The organism is Bacillus sp. MMSF_3328 (assembly GCF_030733525.1).
Classification (GTDB): domain Bacteria; phylum Bacillota; class Bacilli; order Bacillales; family Cytobacillaceae; genus Bacillus_AB; species Bacillus_AB infantis.
Genome location: NZ_JASHIV010000003.1, coordinates 194950 through 217659, shown reverse-complemented (window position 1 = coordinate 217659; position 22710 = coordinate 194950). Strand labels below are relative to the sequence as shown.

Genomic DNA, 22710 nt, shown 5'->3' with positions numbered 1-22710 from the left:
GAGGAATCCCCTAATGACAATAAAATTTAAAAAATCTGAGGAGTTTCAGAACGCCAAAGAAAACCTTACTGCTGTTTTAGCGAATGCAGAATCAACAGATCAGGAACAGTCAAAAGCGTTCCAATCCTTTTTCGATGCTTTGCAGGCTGAGGTAACAAATACTGTACGCTCTCAAGTTAATGACGGTATGTTGGATCGCTCCATCCTTCAGCAGCGCGGCCAGAATGTTCTTACATCCGAGGAAACTAGATTTTTCAATGCAGTCGTGGAAACAGGAGGATTTACTGACGAATCTATCCTGCCTGTGACTACACAAGAACGAGTATTCGAGGATTTGGTGACGGAACACCCACTGCTTGAAGCGATTGGTCTTCAGGATCTAGGTGCGGTTACTCGAATTATTACTTCAGATCCTACAAAAGCTTATGCTTGGGGACCACTCTTTGGTGATATTAAAGGAAAAGTTAATGCGGCCTTCGGAGAAGAGCAAATTGGTCAATTGAAACTTACTGCATTTGCTGCAATTCCTAACGATATGCTTGAGCTAGGTCCTGTATGGGTTGAGCGTTATGTTCGTACTCTGTTAGTTGAATCCTACTCAGTTGGTTTGGAGTTTGGATTTGTAAATGGTGGGGGACCTGCTGCTAACCAACCTGTAGGGTTGATGAAAAATGTTGCTGCAAATGGAGCGGTATCTGATAAAGCTTCTTCTGGAACACTTACTTTTGAGCCGTCGGATAAAGGTGTGATTGTAGCCGGAGAACTTTATGGGGTTGTCAAGGAGCTCTCTGTTGCTGAACCAAAAGAGGATGAAACAGTAGGTAAATCTCGTAAAGTGCTAAATAAGATTGTAATGGTAGTCAACCCCGTGGATGCCATTGCTGTACAAGCACGTAATACAATCCAGACAGCCAATGGTCAATGGGTGATGGCAATGCCATATAACATTCAAGTGGTGGAATCAGAAGAGGTTCCAGTAGGTAAAGCACTCTTCTTTGTAAAAGGACAATACACAGCAGCCCTGGCCGGAGGATACAAGTTGAAGAAATTTGATCAGACTCTTGCTATTGAAGATGCGACTCTTTACACAATTAAGCAATTTGCAAATGGAAAACCAAAGGACAACAAAGCCGCCCTGGTTTACGACCTGGACATCAGTTTCGTTCCAGAAACTCCAACAGTTTAAATAAAATTAAAAGGGAGATGATGCATTATGGCAACATATAAGGTGGTTAATGCCTTTAAGGATGCTGAGGACAACAATACCCGTTATAAAGCCGGAGAGGAATATCCTAAAGGAGATCTAAAGCCGACAAAGAAACGAATTGAAGAATTATCCAAGGTCCACCCTGAATATAAGCGGGTATTCATCGAGGAAGTAAAAGAAAACAAAAAGGAGTGATGTAAATGAGCATTTCTCCTGAAATAATTAATGAATTCAAAGAGAGGATGCACCTGGGCGATCATGAAGATGATAACCTGGGACGCATCCTTTCTGCGTCTGATAAGGCTCTCCGGAGGGAGTGTGGCAATTATGACATAAACACCGATGAGACGTTCAAGGAGTTGGTCTTTGAGCGTTCTCGGTATGTCTATAATGATGCCCTGGAATACTTCCACAAGAATTTTTTAAGCAAGATTAACAGTCTGGGAGTGGACAAAGCATTGGAACAATATGTTGTGGAGGAAGATCCCGATGCAACCGTTTAAATATCGCAGTCGCATTAATTCTGGGTTGTTCCGACATTACATCACTATCCAGCAGATGAGTTCCGGCACGAATGAAAATGGATTTCCAGAAGAAAAATGGACAGATTTTAAAGGTGCCTGGGCCATGCTCAAAACGCCTAATGACAAATCATCTAATGTGGAATTTTATTCTGCTGCCAGCACTTATGCTAAAAACACCATGACCTTTGTAATCAGATACACCGAAGGCATTGACTCTGATATGAGAATTAAGTATAAAGGCAGGTTCTATGAAATTACAGCGCCCCCTATTAATGATAATGGATTAGATGAAACTCTGACCATTATCGGAAGGGAAGTGAGCTAAATGCCAGCAGAGCTTGAAGGCATGAATCAATTGATGAGCCAGTTGGCTGCTATGAATAGAGCTGTGGGCAGCCGGGTGACGGAAAAAGCCTTGAACAAGGGTGCGGATCTTTTAAAGGATCGTATCAAAGAGTCTACTCCAGTAAGGACCGGGAAGCTCCGGGAAAATATTATTAAATCTGATGTGAAGGACGATAAAATCGATGTTGGCCCGGATCAGCAGGGGAAAGGCTTTTATGGGCATTTCCTTGAATTTGGAACAAAGAAGGCAGCACCAAGGCCTTTCATGGGCCCAGCCTTCGAGAACAGTAAAGGCGATATCCAGGATAAGATGGCGGATGTCGTCAAAAGGGAACTAGGGTTATGAGTCTGAATGCTTTAATCATAAACACCCTAAAACCTATTGGGGTCCCGGTATCTTTCCAGACCTATCCCGGTAATGAGCTAACCTATATCACTTTCTTTGAATTCAATCAGCGCTCTGCAGTGAGTGCGGACAATGAGGAAAAGAGGACGGCTCATTCCATTCAGGTGGATATTTGGAGCAAAACGGATTATACCGATCTAACAAAATCAGTAAAAGAATCATTGAAAAAAGAGGGCTTTATCCGATCAATGGAAACAGAATACTACGAGAACAACACGGGGTACTTCCACAAGGTGCTCCGTTTTAATTTTGTCCAATAAGAGGAGGAATAATAGTGGCTACAATTGGATTGAAAGATCTGCACTACTCAAAGTTAATTAATGATGATGAAACAGGGGCGACATACGAAGAGCCTAAAAGGATCGCTCCGGCTATTTCAGTAGGAATGACAACTTCTTCAAATACATCGACTCTGTATGCGGATGATGGGCCGGCGGCAACGGATTCAAGCTTAGGAACCACTGAACTGACAATTAATACATCAGATCTTCCAACCGATGTGGAGGCAGATTTACTTGGCCACACCATCAATGAATCAGGGGTCATGGTTGAAAACGCGGAAGATACTGCGCCTTATGTGGCCATCGGGTTCCGTTCTAAGACTAGTGATGGAGCGGAGATGTTTGTCTGGCTGCTGAAAGGAAAATTCTCAATTCCACAGCACAACTATCAGACAAAAGGTGAAAACATTGAATATCAGACACCTACTATTACAGGCCAATTCCTAAAACGTGATTATGATGGAGACTGGCGCTATAAAGTAAAAAGTAATGATGAAGGAGTAGACCCCGCCCTGGTTACTAACTGGTTTACTGACGGGGTGATTTCGACTGGATCCTATACACCTGAAGTTTGAGTTTAGAGAGTCGGTCGAATACCGGCTCTTTTTTGATTAGAAGGAGGAGTTCACTTTGCGTATTGAACTAATGAAAGACGGAGAAAAGAAAATATTTACTGCCCCATTTATCCCTTCCCGGGCCTTCCGGAAGCTGCTTGGACTAAAAAAGGAGCTGACGAATTTCGATAACCTCACACCTGAAGAGCTGGACGAAGTGATGGGCATTATCGTGACCGGTATCTTCCAGGATAAGTTTACTCTGGATGATTTATATGATGGGCTGCCGGCCGATCAGCTTATCCCGACCATTTACAAGATTATTGAATCAGTATCAGGCGGATCCGGTAAAGCGGGAAACGAAATGAAGGAATAGTTCAGGACCCCTATATCGCCATCAAAAAAATGTATAGGAAACTACTGAAAGAGGGATGGACCTTGCCTGAAATTGATGGCATGGACATCTCTTTTTATTTTGAGCTGTTGATGGAGGAAGAGGAAGAGGAAGAGACCTTCATTGATCAGCTATTGTAAGGGGATGAGAATTTGGCAGAAGTAGGAGCCCTGCGAATAACATTAGGACTTAATAGCATCGATTTCACCCAAGGGATGCATGATGTCAACCGCAGACTTACTGCGCTTAAATCAGAGTTTCGGGCCATCACTTCAGGTGCTGGGAAATTTGATAATAGCTTAGAAACACTGAGATCCCGGTCTGATATCTTAACCAGAACTATGCAGACACACCGGACAAAAGTGGAGGAATTAAGACGTCAATACGAGCAAGCTAAGACCACTCAAGGCGAGACAGCAGCAGAAACATTAAAGTTGGCCACAGCGTATAACCGAGCTGTGACGGCCATGAATACAACCGAGCAGCAGCTGCGGAACGTAAACAGGCAAATCCAGCAGCAATCCAATGGGTTTAACCAGCTGGAAAGTGTGGTTAACGCAGCTGTCTCTGATATTACACGTGAAATCAGGCTGTTGGACTCAGCTTTTGCGGCTGCTACTGCAGGAATCGATGACTTTGGTTCTTCCGTCCAAGACCTGGAGCAAAGGGAGGACCATCTTACCCAAACTCTGAGACTGCAGGAAAGACGCGTGGAGGAATTAAATCGACTGCATCAAGAATCAGTCAGAGCCAACGGAGCTGATGCTCAGGCGACTCAGGAGCTGGCCATTCGTCTTAATGGTGCCACTCAGGCTATGCGAGAAACGGAAGCTCAACTGATGGCAACAACAAACCAGATCCAACAGCAATCAAATGCTCTGCGGCAATTAAGTCAGCGAATGGCCGATACCGGAGAAAGAATGAATCGGATGGGTGGGCAAATGCAGTCAGTAGGCGGAGACATTGCCCAATCATTTGGAGCTGCGTTTCTAGCCATAGGAGCTGGTCTTGGGCTAAGCGCAAAGAAAGCAATGGATTTTGAATCCCAGATGTCTTCCGTCAAATCCGTTATGTCTCCCGATGAGGTATTGAAATTCAGCGGATCCCTCGAGGAACTGGCGCTTCAGATGGGAGCCAAGACGAAGTATTCTGCCATGGAAGCAGCAGAGGGGATTGAGGAGCTCATCAAGGCAGGGGTCACTGTCACTGACATTATTAACGGCGGACTGGAAGGCGCCTTGTCGTTAGCCGTTGCGGGAGAGCTGGAGCTTGCTGACGCAGCTGAAATAGCATCAACAGCCCTAAATGCCTTTAAGGACGATAATCTTTCCGTAATGAGGGCAGCTGACTTGTTAGCGGGCGCGGCCAATGCCTCTGCCACATCTGTCAGTGAAATGAAATTCGGGCTCTCCATGGTGTCCGCGGTCGCTTCAGGCGTGGGATTATCGTTTGAGGGGACGACGGCTGCACTTGCATCCTTCGCCCAAAACGGGCTAAAAGGATCCGATGCGGGTACATCCCTGAAGACGATGCTCTTAAACTTGTCTCCTTCCACAGAGGCAGCTTCGACAGAGATGGCCAATCTGGGCCTCCTGACTGAAGAGGGAACCAGCGCATTCTACGATGCAGAAGGTTCCATCAAGTCCTTATCGGAAATCGCCGAGCTGTTAAAAACCAAGCTTGCGAGATTGACAGATGAACAGCGGCAGATGGCCCTTAAAACCATGTTCGGAACCGATGCCATCCGGGCGGCCAACATCCTTTACAAGGAAGGAGCCCAGGGCATTGACAGCATGGTGGAGGCGATGAACAAAATCAAGTCCGCAGATGTGGCGGCAGAAAAGCTGAATAACGTCAAAGGAAGAATTGAAATCCTGAAAGGTTCTGTGGAAACAGCGGCCATCTCGTTTGGGAATGCCCTACTTCCCACGATCGATAAGGTTGTGGAAGTCATTCAGGAGTTGACGGATAAATTTAACGGCCTGTCTCCTGAGATGCAAGAGACGATTGCGATGGGAGCCATGGTAACGGCTGCCATCCTTGGAGTGATTACAGCAATAGGTGCATTCATTGCTATTCTTGGCGGTGCTATTACCGGTGTGGGAGCATTGGTAACAGCCTTCAGCACCGTTGTCGGTGCGATAGGTGTAGTCACTACAGGTGCTGCAGCAGCCACGCCAGCCATAGGTGCCCTGGGCGGCGCCATTGCCTTTATAACCGGTCCCATCGGGTTGGCGATTGCCGGCCTTGCGGCCCTTGGTTTTGGTGCCTACAAACTTTCAGAGGAAATGAAAAAGCCATCCATCCAAGCCGAAATCTTCACCGAGGATATTTCGGAGGCTACACAAGAAGCGGTCGGCAGTTTCCTTGAGATGAACGATGGAGTGACAGAGCAGCTAAACCTCATGAGGTGGGGCGGCGAAAAAGTGACGAAGGAAATGTCTGACTCTATTACTGGCACGTTTGCTAAGATGGCCGATCAGATATTGGCGGGACTGGAAGAGGATCATGCGGCCAGGTTAGAAACAATGAATCGATTTTTTGAGAATAGTATGATGCTGACGGATCAGGAGCAAGCGACCGTTCTTGAAAAAATTGATTCTACTTATCAACAAAGACAAGAAAAGGTAGAGAATGGCGAAAGGATAATTAACGAAATTACGGCAAGGGCATTAGCGGAGAATCGAGGATTGACTGAGGCAGAATATACCCAGATCAATCTAATACGCGAAGGAATGGTCAATGATGGAGTTAGGATTCTTTCTGAAAGTGAAATTGAATCAAAAATTATTTTGGAGCGTATGAAGGCTGATGCCAGCATTATTACTGCCGAACAAGCTGCAGAAGTGGTAAAGAATTCAAAAGAGCAAAAAGACAAAGCAGTAGCTGAAGCAGAAAATCAATATAAAGAAACACATGCTGCTATTATTCGCATGCGCGATGAAACGGGAGAAATCACTGCTGATATGGCCACTCGTATGATTGCTGATGCTAAAAAGCAGAGAGACGATACCGTTGCCCATGCAGAGGGTATGCACCAAAGCGTTGTGAGTGAAGCTCAGAATCAAGCTAAGGAGCATATAGCAAATGTAAATTGGGAAACCGGGGAAGTGCTTTCCAAGTGGGAAGTCATGAAGAATAAAGCCATTACTATCTGGGAACTGCAGGGAGTGGCTGCCAAAAAGCTATACAACAATATGAAGGACAACGTGATTGAGTCAGCAGAGACCTTGAAAAATTCCGCCGTTGAAAAATATGAATCTCTGAAGGCAGGAGCCCTTGATAAATTTGAGGAGCTCAAGAAGAAGGGCACTGAAAAAATAGTTGATCTGGGGAGGGAAATTGTCTCGCCTATTGAGGAAGCCAAGAACAAAATCAGCGAAAAAGTCGATGCCATCAAAGGAATCTTCGACAACATGGAGCTGAAGCTTCCCAACATTAAACTGCCTAAATTGCCAGAGTTCCATCTTACTGGCGAATTCAGCCTGATGCCTCCTTCTGTACCCAAATTAGATGTCACTTGGAACGCCAAAGGGGCCTTATTTACCCGGCCAACCATTTTCCACACACCTCTGGGATTTCAAGGCTTCGGAGAAGCCGGGCCGGAAGCGGCGCTTCCACTTAACGATGCAGTGCTTGGAAAAATCGGGGAAATGATCGTGAGAGCGACTCCTGGCTTTTCTGGCCAGCAGGCCGATTCTCAAATCTATCAGGATACGTTCCAATCGAGTGTCATTATCCAGGCGCCGGCAAACTCATCGCCGTCGGAACTAGCCAGGAAGGCCCTGCAGGCTCAACGGCAGCTGGCTATTGAATGGAGGCGATGAGGATGCAGAAATTTACGTTTATCAACGCGAATAATGAATCGGTTGTGTTAAAGAACAGTGGCTCATATGTCGTTGAAGATGTTTCTGGGCTTGGGGATGTGGACTCTAATATTCAATCACAAAAGGCCCCGGATCAAGACGGAGATACCTATACCGGCTCCAACCTGGAACCGCGGTATCTATCATTTGATATCAACATCATTGGCCTGAACAGGGCCGACACAGTCCAGAAACGGACCAAGCTGGGCAGGGTGTTTAACCCGACCTTAGGGCCAGGCAGGCTGATTGTTGAAAATGAGATGGGTACAAGGGAGATCGAGGCAGTCTCTGAACATGTGCCGAAATATCCGCAGGGAAGAGGCAACAAAGGGGCAACCTTTCAAAAGGCCCTGATAAACTTGAAAGCCCCAGATCCGTATTGGCTGGAGAGAGTGAGGAAAGAGCAGATGGTCGTCTGGGAGGGAGGGCTGGAGTTCCCCCTATCCTTACCTACCTTCTTTGCCCAGCAGTCTGAAAACAAGGCGAAGATTTTACAGAATGATGGGGAAGTGCCAACCTCCGTGAGAATTATTTTTAACGGGCCTGCCACAGCCCCAATCCGGATCATCAACGTCACGACCGGTGATTTTATCGAGGTCAATCAAAGCTTGACCGAAAATGAAAGACTGGAGATCAATACGACTCCCGGACAGAAAAGTGTCCGGAAAATCCAGGGGAGCGGAGAATCGTGGAATGCGTTTCACTTTATCCATCTAGGCAGCACTTTTTTCCGGCTGATACCAGGCAACAACCTCCTGGATTATTCAACCGGCGCGGACTATGAGAGAGCGGCCGTCTCAATAGCCTGGCATAATCGATTCACAACGGTATAAGGGGGCGCAAAGATGGCAGAAGAATCGAGTTTTTTCAATTCGGTCAACGGGGACCGACAGTATGATATGGAGCAATTTGCTCTATATTTTAAACAGTTCCTGAGCAATGGGCTGTATCATACAAACTCCTTACCTGCCCTCCTGGTGAGACCTGATTCTGGCATGGCCACATTGCTGGAATCGGGAAGTGCCTATATCGAGGGCTTTATGTATAGAAACACCGAGGAAATTCGCTTTACACATGATCCAGCCGACGTAACCAACCCAAGGATAGATCGAATCGTCCTGCGGCTGGATAAGAATCTGAATGCTCGTCATATCAAGGCGTTCATCAAAAAGGGGACACCGGGGACTATTCCCATTCCCCCAACCCTGCAGAGGGATGAAACGGTTTATGAAATCAGCCTGGCCCAGGTGAAGATCGATGCCGGGAAAAGCCAGGTGACAAGCGTGATCGATGAACGATTAAATCCTGAGGTGGCCGGATTGGTTTCCTCCCTCATCACCGTCCCCACTGAACAATTCGTGGAAGAATGGAACAGATGGATGGTCGACATGAACCTGAAGAAGGAAAACTATCAGAGGGAGTGGGAGTCCTGGTTTCAAGGGATACAGGTCCAGAACCCGGCCATGGGCGGCATCACGTTTTATACAGGAAAATCAGCGCCATCCATCCCCGCGCTGAATGACAGGTGGCTTGATACGAATTGATACGGATCATTGATTTAAACTTTAATCTTGTGGATGAAGTAGATCAGTACACAAGCCTTCAATATCAACCGAGATGGCATAAAAGCGGAAGCTTCCAGTTAATGATCGAGGGACGGGTGAATGTTTCGGCGTTCAGCAAGGACCACCTTCTGCTTTTTAATAATGACCACTTTAAAAGTGCCATAATCAGTTATGCTGAATATGAGGTCAGGGAAGACGGGCAGGAGGTCTTTGTGGTCCAGGGCAGCAGCCTTGGCTCTTGGCTAAGCCAGAGGATCACTGTCCCGCCAGAGGGGCAGGCTTATCACCGCCTCGATGCTTCAGTGGAAACGATCATGAAGGAATACGTGAACCTTCAAGCTGTCAATCCTGTCGATCCCAAACGAAAGATTACTAATCTAGTTATCTCGCCGGACTTGGAAAGAGGCAGCCGGACCGTCTATCAAACAAGGTTCAAGCAGCTGGATGAAGAGCTTGAGAAGCTTTCCATCGCCTCCGGCTTGGGGTGGGGAATCTACCTGGATATCGAGAATAAGCGCTTTGTCTTTGATGTCTTCGAAGGAAAGGATCTGTCTGTTTCACAATCCGAGCTCTCGCCGGTCACCTTCTCCATAGAATTTGATAACATAAAAACTCAAAAATACACAGACAGCGGGCTAGGCTACAAGAATTATGGCTATGTGGCCGGCCAGGGGGAAGGAGCCGAAAGAAGCCTGGTCGAGGTGGGCAATGCTGAACAGACTGGTGTTGAGCGCTATGAAACCTTCATTGATGCAAGGGATATCGAAAATGAAGCGGACCTTCCATCCAGAGGGGAACAGAAGCTTTCCGAGTTTGCCAGGGTCAGAAGCTTTGAAAATACCATTCTCCCCTATTCGAGTTTTGTCTACGGAAGGGACTGGAATCTAGGGGATATCATCACGATCCAAAACAGAAAGGCTGGCATCACAGAAAATCTGCGCATCACGGAGATCAAGGAAATCTACGAACCTGGGGGTTTAAATCTCGAGGCGACCTTTGGTAAGCCGTTCCCTTCTTTGGTGGACGTTATCAAGCAGGAGATGGACACACCTTCCCTGGATCCTGTTTCGGGTGCTGCAGGGGAAGGTGGCGCGGACGGATTAGATGGGTTAAACGGGTCTGATGGAATCGGGCTTGAATATCAATGGAATGGGACTTCGTTGGGGGTACGCCGGGAAGATGAGGCAAGCTTTGCCTACACCAATCTTCAAGGCCCGCAAGGCATTCAGGGACCACAAGGGCCCAAGGGTGACAGGGGTGTACAAGGTCAAAAGGGAGACACTGGCGCACAGGGTTCTCAGGGAGCGCAAGGCGCAACAGGTCCAGAAGGGCCAGCCGGGCCCAAAGGGGACACGGGTCCTCAAGGCATACAAGGTGCAAAGGGTGACACCGGTCCTATCGGCCCCCAAGGCCCGAAGGGAGCAACTGGCTCACAGGGTCCAAAAGGGGATACAGGGCTTCAAGGGCCACAAGGAGTGCCCGGGACACAAGGACCACAAGGATTCGGATTAGAGTATACCTGGGATTCGACCAAGCTTGGTGTAAAGAGGGAGGACGAGTCAGCCTACCAATATGCCGAGTTGAAGGGAGAGAAGGGCGATGCCGGTCCGGTGGGTCCCATGGGGCCGCCTGGAAGCTCTCAGTCCTATGTCCTGTTTGAAAGGGAGTTCAACAGCTCAGCCAACCAGACCGTCTATTCCTGGAATGATGGCTACGTGTTTCCCGTGGGCATTCATGCTGTTGAGTTGTATATCAATGGGGACCGGCAGCCGAGCCAGTCATTCAAGGAGCTTCCTGGAGGGAATGGGATCGAATTATTGGCTGACTTGCCTGACGATCAATATCTCTTGGTGTCCGCCAAGATGGCCGTGGTCGATCTTCAGGGGCCACAGGGTGAAAAAGGAGATACCGGGCCCCGGGGGCCGATTGGGTTGACGGGTCCAAAAGGGGAGCAAGGCCTACAGGGTCCCCAAGGAATAAAAGGGGACACAGGCCCTGCAGGACCTCATGGCTTAACTGGTTCGATTGGCCCGAAAGGGGATACAGGTGCTCAGGGTCCTACTGGTCCTATCGGGCCAAAAGGTGATAAGGGAGACAGCATTGTATGGCGGGGCACTTATAGCAGCTCCGCCACTTACTCTGTCCGGGATGCAGTGGCTTATAACGGCTCATCCTATATCCTCAAGGCGCTGGCCTCTGCCGGTACGATTCCGACCAATACAGCGTACTGGGACCCACTGTCTATCAAAGGGGCTACGGGCTCCCAAGGTCCTCAAGGGATTCAGGGTGCGCAAGGTCTGCAGGGGGAGACGGGTCCTCAAGGTCCAATCGGGTTAACCGGTCCAAAGGGCGATAAAGGGGAAAAGGGAGATATCGGGGCCACTGGGCCGCAAGGGATAAAAGGCGATACCGGTCCGCAAGGTTTAAAGGGGGACAAACCGGCGCATCAGTGGACTGGGACAAGCCTTCGGTTCGAAAATCCGGATGGCACATATGGCTTGTCAGTCGACCTGAAAGGGGAGAAAGGCGACAAGGGGGACACAGGACCCCAGGGACCAGAAGGACCACCAGGGGCAGCAGTTGCCGATTCTGTTGAATGGGCCAACGTATTGAACAGACCAAGCAACTTCCCTCCCAGCAGCCACGCGCATTCAACATCGGACATCACTTATCTGGGTTCATATGTGAAAAATGCGGATGACACCCATTCCAGCTACCCCGTCGGAGTGTCCTCAATGTTTGTTAGAAGCAACGAGGGTTGGTTCAGTTATGGAACGATAACCACTATCAAGGGATATAGTTCTGGCGGAGGTACTTTGCAAATATATACGCCCTATTCAAGTTCATATGGTGGAGACTTCATTAAAATTAGAAGATGGAACTACAATGCTACCACCTGGACTGACTGGGAAACTTTAATCACAGATAAGACGCTAAATGCCTTTAGCCCTTATCAAGCAGGAACTTCAGCACCAACCAATAAAAATCTCTTTTGGATAGATACCAACTAAGGCGGTGAAATAATGGCAAAACAAAAATATTGGAACGGATCCTCATGGGAAGTGATCGGTTCAGATGCCGGCAAGGTAGATGTTACCGACAGCGCTAATTTCTATGCCGGCTCGACTGTAGAGGGGGCCTTGGCGGAAATAGGTGCAGGAGCGATGCGGCAGTTAAGGACAGCCAAGTCATCCAAGGATGCCAACGGGATTTACACAGTGGTGGAATACCGGCGAAAGACAGATAATACACTATTTGCCCGCAGCACGCTCAGCGGGGGTACCGCGCCTCAATACACGACCCGAACAATAACCTATTATTCCACCAACGGGTCAACAGTCCTAAAAACAGATTCCTTCACCATCAACTATGATTCCGACGGTGACTGGTTTAGTGAGGTGTAAGACATGATAGATTTAAGGGATCACGGAGGCATCTTCGGTGGCGGCAAACCAAGAGGAATGCCCATTACCCAATTTAACGAAGCGATTGCTTTGCCCAGGGTTGCATCCGTCCCCAGCAGCGCGTCTTATTTCAAGGTGCTGATGGATGACGCTGGTGGAGATTTTATGTATGTGGTAAGCGATTATTCCAATAATATGTGCAGCCTGAAAGTCTTCAGAGTATCGACCATGGAACTTGTAAAAGAGTTGTCCATTAATGCACCCTACAGCTACGTTAACAATATATATTGGATGGGTGACAAACTATTTATCACCGCATTCAGCAGCAACCTTAATGAGAATTGGCAATATACATTCGTCTACAGCACCAGCACATGGGTGCTTCTTATTCAGCTTGGTGTTTCAATGGTTCAGGTCCTTCATTATGATGCCACCTATATTTATGGGCTGACTAAGAATCGGTACAATACGTATATGCAATTCCAAAGATTCCGCCGATCAGATTATGCAGTAACAGACGTCCTTAGCCGCACTAATATTGATTTTAAGGTGATTTATCAGGCCAAGATCCTGATTTGGAAGGACAAGTACTCTCCCTACACCACTGGAGCTATCCGGTTTGATGGGACGGCAGCAAGTACTCCGGTTTCGCAAGCATATGAACTGACTTACCCGGTTAAAAGTGATATTGGAAAATATGTATACGGATTCTACACGTATGGTAGCGACTACAAACACACCTATGTCTATTACTTCAACAAAAGTGACATGAGCCTGATCAAGAGCGAACAGTTGTCGCCCGATGGAGGACAGTGGGACGCTTATTCCCAATCAACGGGTGTCCAGTTCTTCCACATTCAAAAGGATGGAAAGTATGCGTATTTCTCGCTGGGAACCCGAGATACGAACGGACTTTATTCACAAGAATTGGATAACGGCTTTTTTAAATTCGGAAAACAAACTTTTGATAGTGGTAATACAGTCAAACGGCTTGATGTTGCGCCTATCTCGCCCGCGAAGGTGGTTGGCAATGCGGATGTATTTATTGCTCCTGATTTTAACGAGCGAAACGTCTACAAGCTTATCAACTATCTAACCATAAAATAAAGGAGGAATCAGAATGATATATGTAAAAGTCGATGGGGATGCCCCAAATGGATATGCATTTATTCATTACTTGCCATTTGATAAGGACCAGGGCCTTGGCAAGTCAAGAGAGGAGCTTGAAGAAGAGGGTGGCGTTTTCCTGGATGCTGTTCCGAATTCCCAGACGCCGGCTGATAAAGTGGCCATCATGAAATACAGTCCGGAGCAAGGGCTCTACTATGAGTATATGGACCGTCCCTTGTCTCCGGATGATAAGATTCTGCAGATCGAAGAGCAGCTGGGAACCATGCTATTTGAAAGCGCAACGGACAAGGCACGAATTGCCGAATTAGAAGCCTCACAAGGGGATCTGCTTATGGAAATTGCCACGATGAAGATGGGAGGTGATCGATAATGTGGTACACAACTATCAAGCGTTACTATGATAACAGCCATCCATCTTACAATGATGAGAGCCTAAAAACGTTTGTCAAAGCGGGAATGCTCACAGGTAACCAATATACAGAGATTACAGATAAAGCGTACACTGAGTAGGCTTTTTTATTTTGCCTTCAAGGGGGGATTGTGATTGACACAGGAGGCGGAAACAGTGGACATCTGGAAGACGGCTGTACAAAAAGACATCGACGATATGAAGGCGGATATCCGCCGGCTGCAGGATAAATCATTGCTGCAGGATCAGACCATCCAGAACATGCAGAGCGACCTGAAGGAAATAAAAGAAGACACCAAGTGGCTGAAGAGGACCATCACCAACGCTATACTTACAGCCACTTGTACAGCCATCATCGGCGGAGTGATTGGGGTTATATTCGCTGTGTTAAAAGGATAGGGAGGAAATAAAGATGTACGAACAACCGAAAACGTGGAAAGACTGGGCCATCCTGCTTACGGGGTGGCTTTCTTTATTAGGATTAGGCATCAAGGGATTTTTTAATGTGGATATCGTCCCGTTTGCTGGGGACATTGCCAATTTCATTCTTTTGAGTATTTTTATCGCGGTGAATGCATGGGCAGTCTGGAAAAACACCTTTGCCAGCAAGAAGGCTCAGCTGCAGAAAAATGCATTACAGTCCCAAGGATTGATGAAAAAATAAGCGGCCTCCGTGCGGCTTTTTATTATGACATGAAAGGGGTGGTCCTCATGTAGTTTTGTACTCGTGTTGTTAGTACAAGCAGTTTTTCGGAAACAACATAAAAATATTACGAGGTGATTTTAAATGGTAAAGGTTTTTATTGATCCAGGACACGGTGGTACAGATCCAGGAGCGGTTGGAAATGGTCTTCAAGAGAAGAATCTTACGCTACAAATTGGAACAAGAATTAAAAATATCCTGACAGCAGAATACGATAACGTTTCTATCCTTATGAGCCGGACAGGGGATCAATCATTGACCCTGACACAGCGAACTAATGCTGCTAATTCTTGGGGAGCTGATTTCCTGTTGTCCGTCCACATTAATGCAGGCGGCGGGACAGGCTATGAGGACTATGTTTATCCGGGAGTAGGGGCACCAACAACTACCTATCAGAGCAACACCCATGCTGAGGTTATGAAACTCGTGGACTTCAACGATCGAGGTAAAAAGTCGGCTAACTTCCATATGCTTAGGGAATCGAATATGCCGGCAATCTTGACCGAGAATGGATTTATTGACAATGCCAATGATGCAGCTAAATTGAAATCTGCTTCTTTCATTGAAGCGCTGGCCCGTGGCCATGTGAATGGAATTGTGAAGAGCTTCAATTTGCCTAAGAAGTCCACAGCTGTTTATCACACCGTTCTATCTGGTGATACTGTGTATTCTCTAAGCAGGACATACGGAAGTACTGTTCAGCAAATCAGGGATTGGAATAACCTTGATGCTAACTACACGATATATGTAGGACAAGTATTACGAGTAAGATGAATTTTCACTTATAAATAAATGACCCTCTTAGAGCAAGTGAAAATGCAGTGTAAATATTTAAAGGAAAAAGGACCTCGGTATAATACCGAGGTCACATCTAGTTGAGTATAGGTTTTTAAAAATTAGTAGCTAATAATACCTACATTTAAAATTGCATCTTCTGACATCCAAGAGCCACTTCTTTTAACTCGAGTATTCTTCTTACCATTTTTACTATTATAATAATAAACATCTATTTGTTCTTGATTGTGACTGTAGGTTTCTTTCCCTTTAACCGTCACATAATAAGAATATCTTTTTCGTGTAGCATCATAATATCCATTTAAAGAGTCAGTTAAAGAAGTGAGCCCAAATGATACTCCTAACGATGTTAGTAGAACAGTTACAGCAACAATAACTGAAGCAAATACAGTAGTAATTGCAGCTGCAACTACTGAAAGGGCAACATCTCTTTTAAAATCAAACATAAATTTCTTTATTGTACTAGTCTGGCTGGTACCATATAAATAACCTGTTAATTTAAGAGTGGAATTATACTTACTTTTAATATATGGATACGGACGCATTAGTGTTACACTACTTGTTGTAAAAGTAGGCTCATTAGCTTCTGTAACAAAGTCTTTAACTTTATATTCTTTTACCTTCTTAACTTTCTTTGGTTTCTTAACGTTTTTGACATCTAAAACTTGAGTGTATACCATTTCTTCTGAATATTCATTTTCTCCAATGCTTTCTCTAGTAGTAAAATCAGCTAATTCCCCATTAACATAGGTATTAACTCGAAGTTCATTTTCATCATATAAATATTCTAATTCGGTCTTATTACCCTCACTATCAAAAAACGATTCAACATGACCATTTTCGATGTTCTCGATTGCAGATTCCTGAGCGAAAGATTCAGTGGGCTTAACAACTACAGAAAAGATTAATGCTGCTACCAGTAAAACAAAAGTAAAACGTTTCATGAAACTCTCCTAACCCTAAATTTATTTTGTATATCTCCATATATTACAAAAATATACAATTACCTCCTAATCATACTATACTTTTTAATTATTTGTATATAAAATTCCAATTCTTTTTAAAATATAGTAAAATGAATATTGTCAGGGGGAAAAATATTGAACATTTTAAGATTAAATAAAAAACAATCTATATTCGTATTAGGTCTAATTTTAGTTATCGTTCCGATAATAAGTTATTTGGTTGTTTTTTACTTGGATATGCCAATACTCATTCCGATAATTTCAGTATTGGTTGCTTTTTTTGGTAGTTTAATTGCTAAGAAAAGTATAAAATGATGATTCTTAACCCAAAAGTTCTTCCAACTAAAAAGCCCTTCTCAATCGAGATGGGCTTTAAACTTTTACATAGGAGCAACTGCTAACCTAGTAGAACGAATCTGTCGAGAATTAAAAAAATCGCTATTGCAACATTAAAGATTCCGAAGTATCTTATAACCTTAATTACAGTACCACTTGGTTCAGCATCTTTAAATAACCAACCAATTGAAAAAAACCATATCATACCAGGGAACAATGCGAAGAAGAAACCCACTAGAAGTAATACTATTTCATTTCCCATTTCATTCCTCCATGGTTCTAAGACCAACATTTCTCATTCGAGAGGGGCTTTAATCTTATTTCAAGTTATCAACAGCATATTGGGCTTCTTCCGCAGTGAATTTTTCCCCGAAGTCCGAGATTAATTGATCGTAAATAGCCGAATTAGACATATTCATAGTTTCTGCATAAGATTGTGCCTTCAATAATGCATTTTCTTTCCAATCCCACACAATATTATCAATAGCATATTGAGCAGATTCCGGAGGAAAATTTTCTCCGTACTCAGAAGTCAACTGATCGTAAATACCTGCCTTGGACATATACATAGATTCTGCGTAGGCCTCAGCTTTTGCCAATGCTGCTTTATGTTCCCTAGGTATACTTTCTTCTCTTGCCTTGGCTTCCGCCTCTGCTTTAGCTTTAGCCTCTGCAGCAGCTTTTTCCTCAGCTTTCTTTTTAGCTTCTGCTTCAGCGGCAGCTTTCTTCTCAGCTTCCTCTTTTGCTTTCGCCTCTTCAGCTGCTTTCTTCTCTTCCTCTGTTTCCTCAGTATCTGTTTCACTTTCTTTAGTAGCCGTTGCTTCAACAGCTTTTTCTGAATCAATTTTGTCGGTTGATGCTGTATCTACCTCTGCGGGATCCATCGTAAAAGCAGATATGATTAGTAAAATAAAACTTGCAACACATCCCATAAACATATACTTGGCCTTTCCTGTTTTTCTAAAGGCTGCGATTAAAGCTAGTATCAAAAAAACGGGTATACCTAAAGCGCTAATTACGAACAAAAACATCAACAATCTCCCCCTAAGTTAACATGGTAAAATTTTACCATATGAGAAGTGTTATTAGAACACTACTTATTAAATTTTTGTCCCGGTATTGTCACTGTTACATTTGCTTGTATTATGAAAAACACCTCGGAACAGTTAACAGTTTGGTCTGTGCCTCTTTTAGTTTGGAAAATTATAGATAATAAGAAATGCTTATGGTAGAATTCTACTGTTATATAATAATTTTCCAGGAGGAAACAGATGAAGAAATTTTTCCTATGTTTTGCAGCTATTATCCTACTGCTGAGTGGGTTGGGGGGAATGCAAACACAAGCAGCCACAAAGAAGTTTAGTGATGTACCAGTTAACCACTGGGCAGCTGAAGCTATTAGCAGTCTCGTAAATCAGGGTATTATTAACGGTTACTCTAATGGTAAGTTCGGAGTAAACGACAAGATCACTAAAACACAGGCTGCTGTCATGTTATCCAGGGCATTAAACTTAAACACAAAGAGTGTGGCAAACCCAGGGTTCAAAGATATTAAGAGTACTTATTGGGCTTACGGTTCTATCGCGGCCACAACGAATTTAGGTATGTTTAATCGTGGCGGCAACTTTTATCCTAATAACATACTTACCAGGGCACAAATGGCACAAGCCTTAGTTAAAGGTTATAACCTTAGCAACAAATACAACTACTCATTCAGGGATGTTGGAAAGAGCTACTGGGCGTACAATTACATTTCTACAATTGCGTCTAACGGGATTACAACAGGTATTGGGGATGGAACTTTCCAGCCTGAGGGAGGCGTGACCCGAGGACAATTTGCTAAGTTCCTCTATAACACGATTAAGCTAGACAGTGTTAACCCAGCACCTGCACCTACACCAACAAAGACGCCAGTGATAGGTAATATTGCTCTAGGCATGACTAAACAGGAAGTTAAAAATACAACTGGTGGTTACCTTGCGAAAGAGGATGCAACAAGATTACTATACAGCGGCGCAAATGTATTAGGACTTACTGCTGACATAATTTACGAGTTCTCGGATAATAGCCTGACTTCGATTAACATCTACCATGATGTTGTGAATAATGCAGCTGATTTAGAATTATTAGAGGAATACTTTTACTTAATGTACGATAATATTTCTAGCGTGTACGGAGAGGCTGCTTACATTGATGCCGACTGGGGAGATGACATAGATAGTTATTCTTGGGCAGCTTCTTGGCCTAGACAAGGTTTTGGAACATACTTGATTGTAAATGTAGCGTTAGACTATTCTACTTGGGGCGGTTTAAGAATTACAATTGAATAAGTACGCAGGGCACAGTTTATTCTGTGCCCTTTTTTCTCCCAACTGTCATCTAATTCAAAAAGAAACAGTGACTATGTACTCCTCAGAGGTTGCTTGTGCCCTTGGGCGTCATTGTGAAAATGGAAAACTATCAGTAATTAATCCAGTTCAAAATAAAGCTTGTCCATAAGGTTATTCACGATGCCATTAAAATAAGCAAATTCCCCTTTAATCATTCGGACGCCTTTCTTTACCTTTATAACAAACTCCTTGAAAGCTTTCAGGCCGATCCCTAGTTCTTGCTCCTTAGTGAAGGCTCTATCTCCTGTGGCATGGTTGATGACTCTATTATTCTGCTTAACTACCTTCCAGAATTCCTGAATAGAAGTTGCCTTCGAGTAGAAGAAGCCTGCCAGCTGTGCAAATGGATCAGGAACCCAATGAGCGATAAAGTTTGCTTTATGAACAGATTTATTCACATGATGGATATGATCAATGTCCTTACGTTTAGTATTTATAATCTTTTGTTTTAGAGAAAGAGAATTTGTTTTATTGGTAGGACACTTCCCGGACCTTTTCGTTGGTGTCTTGCCGGACACTTCCTGTTTAGCTGGGGTAATGACAATGGCATTGGCCGTCTGCAGCATATCCTTTTTGCGCTTCATGGCCACCTGACGGATCATGCCAAGGTCTTCGAGTTTTTTCACCAGGCGCTGGACCGTCTTATAAGCAAGCTCCATCTTCTGAGCAATTGTTCTTTTGCACATATAGCTTACGCCGATCTGCTTGCAGCTGTGACGCTTCAGGAGCTCGAGCAAAGCAGTTAGCCTTGCCTGAACATCTGAACGCTTCACAGCCGCCTGGATATCTTCTTTGTATCTGCGGACAGTACGGTTCAATTCCTCGATAACTTTGAATGTAGAAAGGTTGTGGAAGGATTCTTCACTTGCGATTACGGAAATGTGTTTCTTCATTATTTTGTCTCCTTGGGGAAACAAAAAAGCAATGGTTCACCTGGACAGCAAACCGTTGCTAAGAAACCCTGGATGCAATAAACTACATATAAGGGTACAGCAAGTGTTTGCCTATCGAGAGTAGGCGGACGGTATAGGAGTGTTGGTAGCACTCTCTATACACGCTGTGCTCTTTTGTTTTGATTTTAGGAGAATTATCTGGATTGTATAGATAGAAGTGTCCCGCCGCCAACCCAGATGGCAGCAACCTGTCCCAGGGCTGTCAAAGTTGCTGCACCGGCACCGATGGCTGAAGCAAAAAGGCTGGCGACAGAGCCTGCCAGGGAGATGCCGGAAAAGCCGGAACCATCCAGACCGGTGATTGCACCGGTAACAGTGAGCGTAACAGCTGCCACTTCCTTGCTCAGCGGGACTGCTCCTGCCAGAGCAACCCCGAGATCATTGACGATGCCCTGTGACCCCCCCGGCAAATAGTCGCCGATTATGCTTGTAAAGCCGGAATCTCCAAGGTAAAAGAAAGCTGCGATAGGGATGACAGGCCCGAAGACCTTGAAGCCAAATTGAAATCCCTCAATCATATAGGAGGTTGTTTTCTCCAGTCCTTTATTTTTGTGGCTTGCCAAGGTGATCACCAGCAGAATAAAAATCGATGTCCCGCCTACAAGTGCTGTCGCATCGCCGCCCTGCAGGTCAAGCAAGAACATAGCTGCTACATCTAAAGCGAATAAAACAGGGATAAGGACTGCAAAAAATCCCCTTTGGCTCCTTGAAAGAAGCCCGGGCTCTCCTGATTCAGCCTCATTCCTTTGATCAGGGGGAGAGGCCGGCAGCAGGAGGCCCTTTTTCATATCCCTTTTCAAAAAGAAAAAGGCAGCAGCAACTGTGACAATCCCCATTACGGCTACAAGGGGAATGCTGGCAGCTATTACTTCCCCTGCTGGAAGCCCGGCAGCGTCTGCCGTCAATTTAGGGGCTGCCTGGATGATGAAGTCGCCTGACAGGGCAATTCCGTGCCCGAAGAGGTTCATGGCCATAGCTGCTCCCAGGGCAGGAAGTCCTGCCTTCAGAGCTGCCGGCAGAAGGACTGCTCCAAGAAGGGCAACTGCTGGTGATGGCCAAAAGAACCAGGATATCACCATCATAACAATGCCGATCGTCCAATAAGCGCCTGCCGGACCTTTGATCATCCTGGAGAAGGGCGCTATCATCGCATCGCTTACCCCCGCAGCAGCAAGGACCCTGCTCATGGCGACGATGATGGAGATGACGAGAATGGTAGAAAGAAGCTCGGTTATCGCGTATATAAAGCTATTGAACACACTGCTGACTGAGGTGCTCAGGGAGCCGGTGCTTGTGATGGCAATCAGGAAGATCCCGGCTATGCACACAAGGGCAGTATCCCGTTTCGCTATCATAAAACCGATGATGAGTACAATGAAGAAAACATAGATAGCATGAAGGACAGTTAAATCAATCGCCATTTTATATCCCTCCTATAGTATGCTTGGGCCATGGCCTTCAAGCGTACTATAGATTATGTTCAGTTCTGGGCGATGTGCATGGCACACATCCGCCTCAAGGCGGAGGGAAAAGCATTCCAGAGGCAGTTAAAGATTGATGGAAGACTGATAAAATGGGATTGCAGGGAAAAGCATTTTCTGCAGCGAATATTTATAGAGAAAGAAAGAAGGGGAGCCAATTGCGTTATCGATCAGTCAATCAAATGATGTTTGCATTATGCCTTCTGGCTGCAGGTGTCCTGCTGCTTCTTGTAAATATAGGTGTCATTTCCTTGGAAATAAAGAAGTTTTTTGTCACAGTATATCCTTTTGTGATGTTCGGCTATAGCCTAATTCTGCTGATCTCTACATTGGCCAGAAAAAAAGGGGGCAAAGTTTTTGCCGGATTTTTGCTTGTTTTCTCCGGGCTGCTGGCCTCTGACAGATTCGGACTGATCCAGTTTTCTTTTTGGGATGTGTGGAAGCTTTGGCCGCTCGCCATCGTATACCTTGGATTCTCGCTTCTCGTAAGGAAAGAGCATATTAAAGTGCATGTTGAAACAGAGTTTCCAGCTAAGAAATATGATGGGATAGAAGAAAGCGAAAAGGATCTGGGCGAGGAAAAAATCATCAGGATCAAAAAGGGATCGCGGCATGCCCCATTAGCAAATATCAGAGGATTCTCTATAGGCGACGTCAGCTTTAAAAACGCAAATTGGTCTGTAGAACCTTTGGATCTGTATAATACGGTCGGTGATTATTTTATAGACTTCAGCAAGGCGTATATCCCGGAGAAGGAAACGCCTATTTCAGTCAAGGGATGGGTCGGCGATGTTAAGATGATTATCCCTGAGGATGTCCCGATTATGGTTCACTCCGATATCAATATCGGGGATATCCGCATTTTCGATCTGAAATCAGAAGACCTTAACCGCAAACTTTATTATAAATCCCCGGGATACGATGATGCGGCAAGAAAGTTGAATATAACGATCCAGCTCAAAGTCGGCTCCATTCGAATTGATCATGTATAGGAGATACTG

The 22710-nt window shown here is 45.2% G+C and carries 26 protein-coding genes; 21 read left to right on the top strand and 5 right to left on the bottom strand.

The annotated features are described in order from the left end of the window. Positions 1–13: 13 nt before the first annotated feature. From RBB45_RS07290 to RBB45_RS07200, 19 genes are all read left to right on the top strand, one after another. Entirely contained in the window at positions 14–1186 is a 1173-nt protein-coding gene (locus RBB45_RS07290) for a phage major capsid protein (RefSeq protein WP_306009348.1), read from the top strand. Between the two features lie 27 nt (positions 1187–1213). Beyond that, positions 1214–1402, top strand: a complete 189-nt coding sequence (locus RBB45_RS07285; protein WP_306009347.1) for a hypothetical protein — start codon at positions 1214–1216, stop codon at positions 1400–1402. Positions 1403–1407: 5 nt separating this feature from the next. Further along, positions 1408–1710, top strand: a complete 303-nt coding sequence (locus tag RBB45_RS07280; RefSeq protein WP_306009346.1) for a hypothetical protein — start codon at positions 1408–1410, stop codon at positions 1708–1710. Further along, positions 1697–2056 (top strand): phage head closure protein, encoded by a 360-nt coding sequence (locus RBB45_RS07275; RefSeq protein ID WP_306009345.1) that lies wholly within the window; start codon positions 1697–1699, stop codon positions 2054–2056. The genes RBB45_RS07280 and RBB45_RS07275 overlap by 14 nt, the downstream gene beginning before the upstream one ends. After that, on the top strand, positions 2057–2422 hold the full coding sequence (locus RBB45_RS07270; protein WP_306009344.1) for an HK97-gp10 family putative phage morphogenesis protein: 366 nt from the start codon (positions 2057–2059) through the stop codon (positions 2420–2422). After that, positions 2419–2742 (top strand): hypothetical protein, encoded by a 324-nt coding sequence (locus RBB45_RS07265; protein ID WP_306009343.1) that lies wholly within the window; start codon positions 2419–2421, stop codon positions 2740–2742. The genes RBB45_RS07270 and RBB45_RS07265 overlap by 4 nt, the downstream gene beginning before the upstream one ends. A 14-nt stretch (positions 2743–2756) precedes the next feature. After that, positions 2757–3338 carry a major tail protein gene (locus RBB45_RS07260; protein WP_306009342.1) on the top strand — a complete coding sequence of 194 codons (582 nt, stop codon included), beginning with the start codon at positions 2757–2759 and terminating at the stop codon, positions 3336–3338. A 55-nt stretch (positions 3339–3393) separates the two neighbouring features. Then, the gene (gene gpG / locus RBB45_RS07255) at positions 3394–3693 is read left to right on the top strand and encodes a phage tail assembly chaperone G (protein ID WP_306009341.1); all 300 of its coding nucleotides are present in this window, start codon (positions 3394–3396) and stop codon (positions 3691–3693) included. Positions 3694–3863: 170 nt separating this feature from the next. Then, entirely contained in the window at positions 3864–7538 is a 3675-nt protein-coding gene (locus RBB45_RS07250; protein ID WP_306009340.1) for a phage tail tape measure protein, read from the top strand. 2 nt (positions 7539–7540) lie between these two features. Continuing rightward, complete coding sequence (locus RBB45_RS07245; RefSeq protein ID WP_306009339.1) at positions 7541–8410, top strand: phage tail family protein; 870 nt, start codon at positions 7541–7543, stop codon at positions 8408–8410. Positions 8411–8422: 12 nt separating this feature from the next. Beyond that, a complete protein-coding gene (locus tag RBB45_RS07240; protein ID WP_306009338.1) occupies positions 8423–9121 on the top strand; it encodes a hypothetical protein in 699 nt (232 codons plus the stop codon). Beyond that, entirely contained in the window at positions 9118–12153 is a 3036-nt protein-coding gene (locus tag RBB45_RS07235; RefSeq protein WP_306009337.1) for a Gp37-like protein, read from the top strand. The genes RBB45_RS07240 and RBB45_RS07235 overlap by 4 nt, the downstream gene beginning before the upstream one ends. Before the next feature lie 12 nt (positions 12154–12165). Next, positions 12166–12546, top strand: coding sequence for a cupin domain-containing protein (locus RBB45_RS07230; RefSeq protein ID WP_306009336.1), 381 nt, complete (start codon positions 12166–12168; stop codon positions 12544–12546). 3 nt (positions 12547–12549) lie between these two features. Beyond that, entirely contained in the window at positions 12550–13653 is a 1104-nt protein-coding gene (locus RBB45_RS07225) for a hypothetical protein (protein WP_306009335.1), read from the top strand. Between the two features lie 13 nt (positions 13654–13666). Continuing rightward, positions 13667–14047: a hypothetical protein gene (locus tag RBB45_RS07220; RefSeq protein WP_306009334.1), complete on the top strand. Its 381-nt coding sequence runs from the start codon at positions 13667–13669 to the stop codon at positions 14045–14047. Beyond that, complete coding sequence (locus RBB45_RS07215; RefSeq protein WP_306009333.1) at positions 14047–14187, top strand: XkdX family protein; 141 nt, start codon at positions 14047–14049, stop codon at positions 14185–14187. Before RBB45_RS07220 ends, RBB45_RS07215 begins: the two co-directional genes overlap by 1 nt. Positions 14188–14221: 34 nt before the next feature. Beyond that, the gene (locus RBB45_RS07210; protein WP_306009332.1) at positions 14222–14485 is read left to right on the top strand and encodes a hemolysin XhlA family protein; all 264 of its coding nucleotides are present in this window, start codon (positions 14222–14224) and stop codon (positions 14483–14485) included. 13 nt (positions 14486–14498) lie between these two features. Continuing rightward, complete coding sequence (locus RBB45_RS07205) at positions 14499–14750, top strand: hypothetical protein (RefSeq protein ID WP_306009331.1); 252 nt, start codon at positions 14499–14501, stop codon at positions 14748–14750. Between the two features lie 123 nt (positions 14751–14873). After that, a complete protein-coding gene (locus RBB45_RS07200; protein WP_306009330.1) occupies positions 14874–15563 on the top strand; it encodes an N-acetylmuramoyl-L-alanine amidase in 690 nt (229 codons plus the stop codon). A 122-nt stretch (positions 15564–15685) separates the two neighbouring features. On the opposite strand, the gene RBB45_RS07195 is transcribed toward RBB45_RS07200, so the two are convergent. From RBB45_RS07195 to RBB45_RS07185, 3 genes are all read right to left on the bottom strand, one after another. Next, positions 15686–16528, bottom strand: a complete 843-nt coding sequence (locus tag RBB45_RS07195; protein WP_306009329.1) for a hypothetical protein — start codon at positions 16526–16528, stop codon at positions 15686–15688. A 418-nt stretch (positions 16529–16946) separates the two neighbouring features. Next, complete coding sequence (locus RBB45_RS07190) at positions 16947–17147, bottom strand: DUF6199 family natural product biosynthesis protein (protein WP_306009328.1); 201 nt, start codon at positions 17145–17147, stop codon at positions 16947–16949. A 55-nt stretch (positions 17148–17202) separates the two neighbouring features. Next, positions 17203–17916: an Ltp family lipoprotein gene (locus RBB45_RS07185; RefSeq protein ID WP_371931559.1), complete on the bottom strand. Its 714-nt coding sequence runs from the start codon at positions 17914–17916 to the stop codon at positions 17203–17205. Between the two features lie 240 nt (positions 17917–18156). Between RBB45_RS07185 and RBB45_RS07180 the strand changes: the two genes are divergently transcribed. After that, positions 18157–19215: an S-layer homology domain-containing protein gene (locus RBB45_RS07180; RefSeq protein ID WP_306009327.1), complete on the top strand. Its 1059-nt coding sequence runs from the start codon at positions 18157–18159 to the stop codon at positions 19213–19215. A 137-nt stretch (positions 19216–19352) separates the two neighbouring features. On the opposite strand, the gene RBB45_RS07175 is transcribed toward RBB45_RS07180, so the two are convergent. Both RBB45_RS07175 and RBB45_RS07170 read right to left on the bottom strand, forming a co-directional pair. Then, the gene (locus RBB45_RS07175) at positions 19353–20168 is read right to left on the bottom strand and encodes a helix-turn-helix domain-containing protein (RefSeq protein WP_306009326.1); all 816 of its coding nucleotides are present in this window, start codon (positions 20166–20168) and stop codon (positions 19353–19355) included. Between the two features lie 194 nt (positions 20169–20362). After that, positions 20363–21649, bottom strand: coding sequence for a hypothetical protein (locus RBB45_RS07170; protein ID WP_306009325.1), 1287 nt, complete (start codon positions 21647–21649; stop codon positions 20363–20365). Positions 21650–21867: 218 nt separating this feature from the next. Here RBB45_RS07170 and liaF point away from each other — a divergent pair, with 218 nt between their 5' ends. Then, complete coding sequence (gene liaF, locus RBB45_RS07165; protein WP_035402726.1) at positions 21868–22701, top strand: cell wall-active antibiotics response protein LiaF; 834 nt, start codon at positions 21868–21870, stop codon at positions 22699–22701. The last annotated feature ends 9 nt before the right edge of the window (positions 22702–22710 follow it).

Bases quoted from the DNA above. Each gene is read 5' to 3' on its own strand.
- RBB45_RS07290 (WP_306009348.1), top strand. From the start codon at position 14: ATGACAATAAAATTTAAAAAATCTGAGGAGTTTCAGAACGCCAAAGAA.
- RBB45_RS07285 (WP_306009347.1), top strand. From the start codon at position 1,214: ATGGCAACATATAAGGTGGTTAATGCCTTTAAGGATGCTGAGGACAAC.
- RBB45_RS07280 (WP_306009346.1), top strand. From the start codon at position 1,408: ATGAGCATTTCTCCTGAAATAATTAATGAATTCAAAGAGAGGATGCAC.
- RBB45_RS07275 (WP_306009345.1), top strand. From the start codon at position 1,697: ATGCAACCGTTTAAATATCGCAGTCGCATTAATTCTGGGTTGTTCCGA.
- RBB45_RS07270 (WP_306009344.1), top strand. From the start codon at position 2,057: ATGCCAGCAGAGCTTGAAGGCATGAATCAATTGATGAGCCAGTTGGCT.
- RBB45_RS07265 (WP_306009343.1), top strand. From the start codon at position 2,419: ATGAGTCTGAATGCTTTAATCATAAACACCCTAAAACCTATTGGGGTC.
- RBB45_RS07245 (WP_306009339.1), top strand. From the start codon at position 7,541: ATGCAGAAATTTACGTTTATCAACGCGAATAATGAATCGGTTGTGTTA.
- RBB45_RS07240 (WP_306009338.1), top strand. From the start codon at position 8,423: ATGGCAGAAGAATCGAGTTTTTTCAATTCGGTCAACGGGGACCGACAG.
- RBB45_RS07230 (WP_306009336.1), top strand. From the start codon at position 12,166: ATGGCAAAACAAAAATATTGGAACGGATCCTCATGGGAAGTGATCGGT.
- RBB45_RS07225 (WP_306009335.1), top strand. From the start codon at position 12,550: ATGATAGATTTAAGGGATCACGGAGGCATCTTCGGTGGCGGCAAACCA.
- RBB45_RS07220 (WP_306009334.1), top strand. From the start codon at position 13,667: ATGATATATGTAAAAGTCGATGGGGATGCCCCAAATGGATATGCATTT.
- RBB45_RS07215 (WP_306009333.1), top strand. From the start codon at position 14,047: ATGTGGTACACAACTATCAAGCGTTACTATGATAACAGCCATCCATCT.
- RBB45_RS07205 (WP_306009331.1), top strand. From the start codon at position 14,499: ATGTACGAACAACCGAAAACGTGGAAAGACTGGGCCATCCTGCTTACG.
- RBB45_RS07200 (WP_306009330.1), top strand. From the start codon at position 14,874: ATGGTAAAGGTTTTTATTGATCCAGGACACGGTGGTACAGATCCAGGA.
- RBB45_RS07195 (WP_306009329.1), bottom strand. From the start codon at position 16,528: ATGAAACGTTTTACTTTTGTTTTACTGGTAGCAGCATTAATCTTTTCT.
- RBB45_RS07190 (WP_306009328.1), bottom strand. From the start codon at position 17,147: ATGGGAAATGAAATAGTATTACTTCTAGTGGGTTTCTTCTTCGCATTG.
- RBB45_RS07185 (WP_371931559.1), bottom strand. From the start codon at position 17,916: ATGTTTTTGTTCGTAATTAGCGCTTTAGGTATACCCGTTTTTTTGATA.
- RBB45_RS07180 (WP_306009327.1), top strand. From the start codon at position 18,157: ATGAAGAAATTTTTCCTATGTTTTGCAGCTATTATCCTACTGCTGAGT.
- RBB45_RS07175 (WP_306009326.1), bottom strand. From the start codon at position 20,168: ATGAAGAAACACATTTCCGTAATCGCAAGTGAAGAATCCTTCCACAAC.
- RBB45_RS07170 (WP_306009325.1), bottom strand. From the start codon at position 21,649: ATGGCGATTGATTTAACTGTCCTTCATGCTATCTATGTTTTCTTCATT.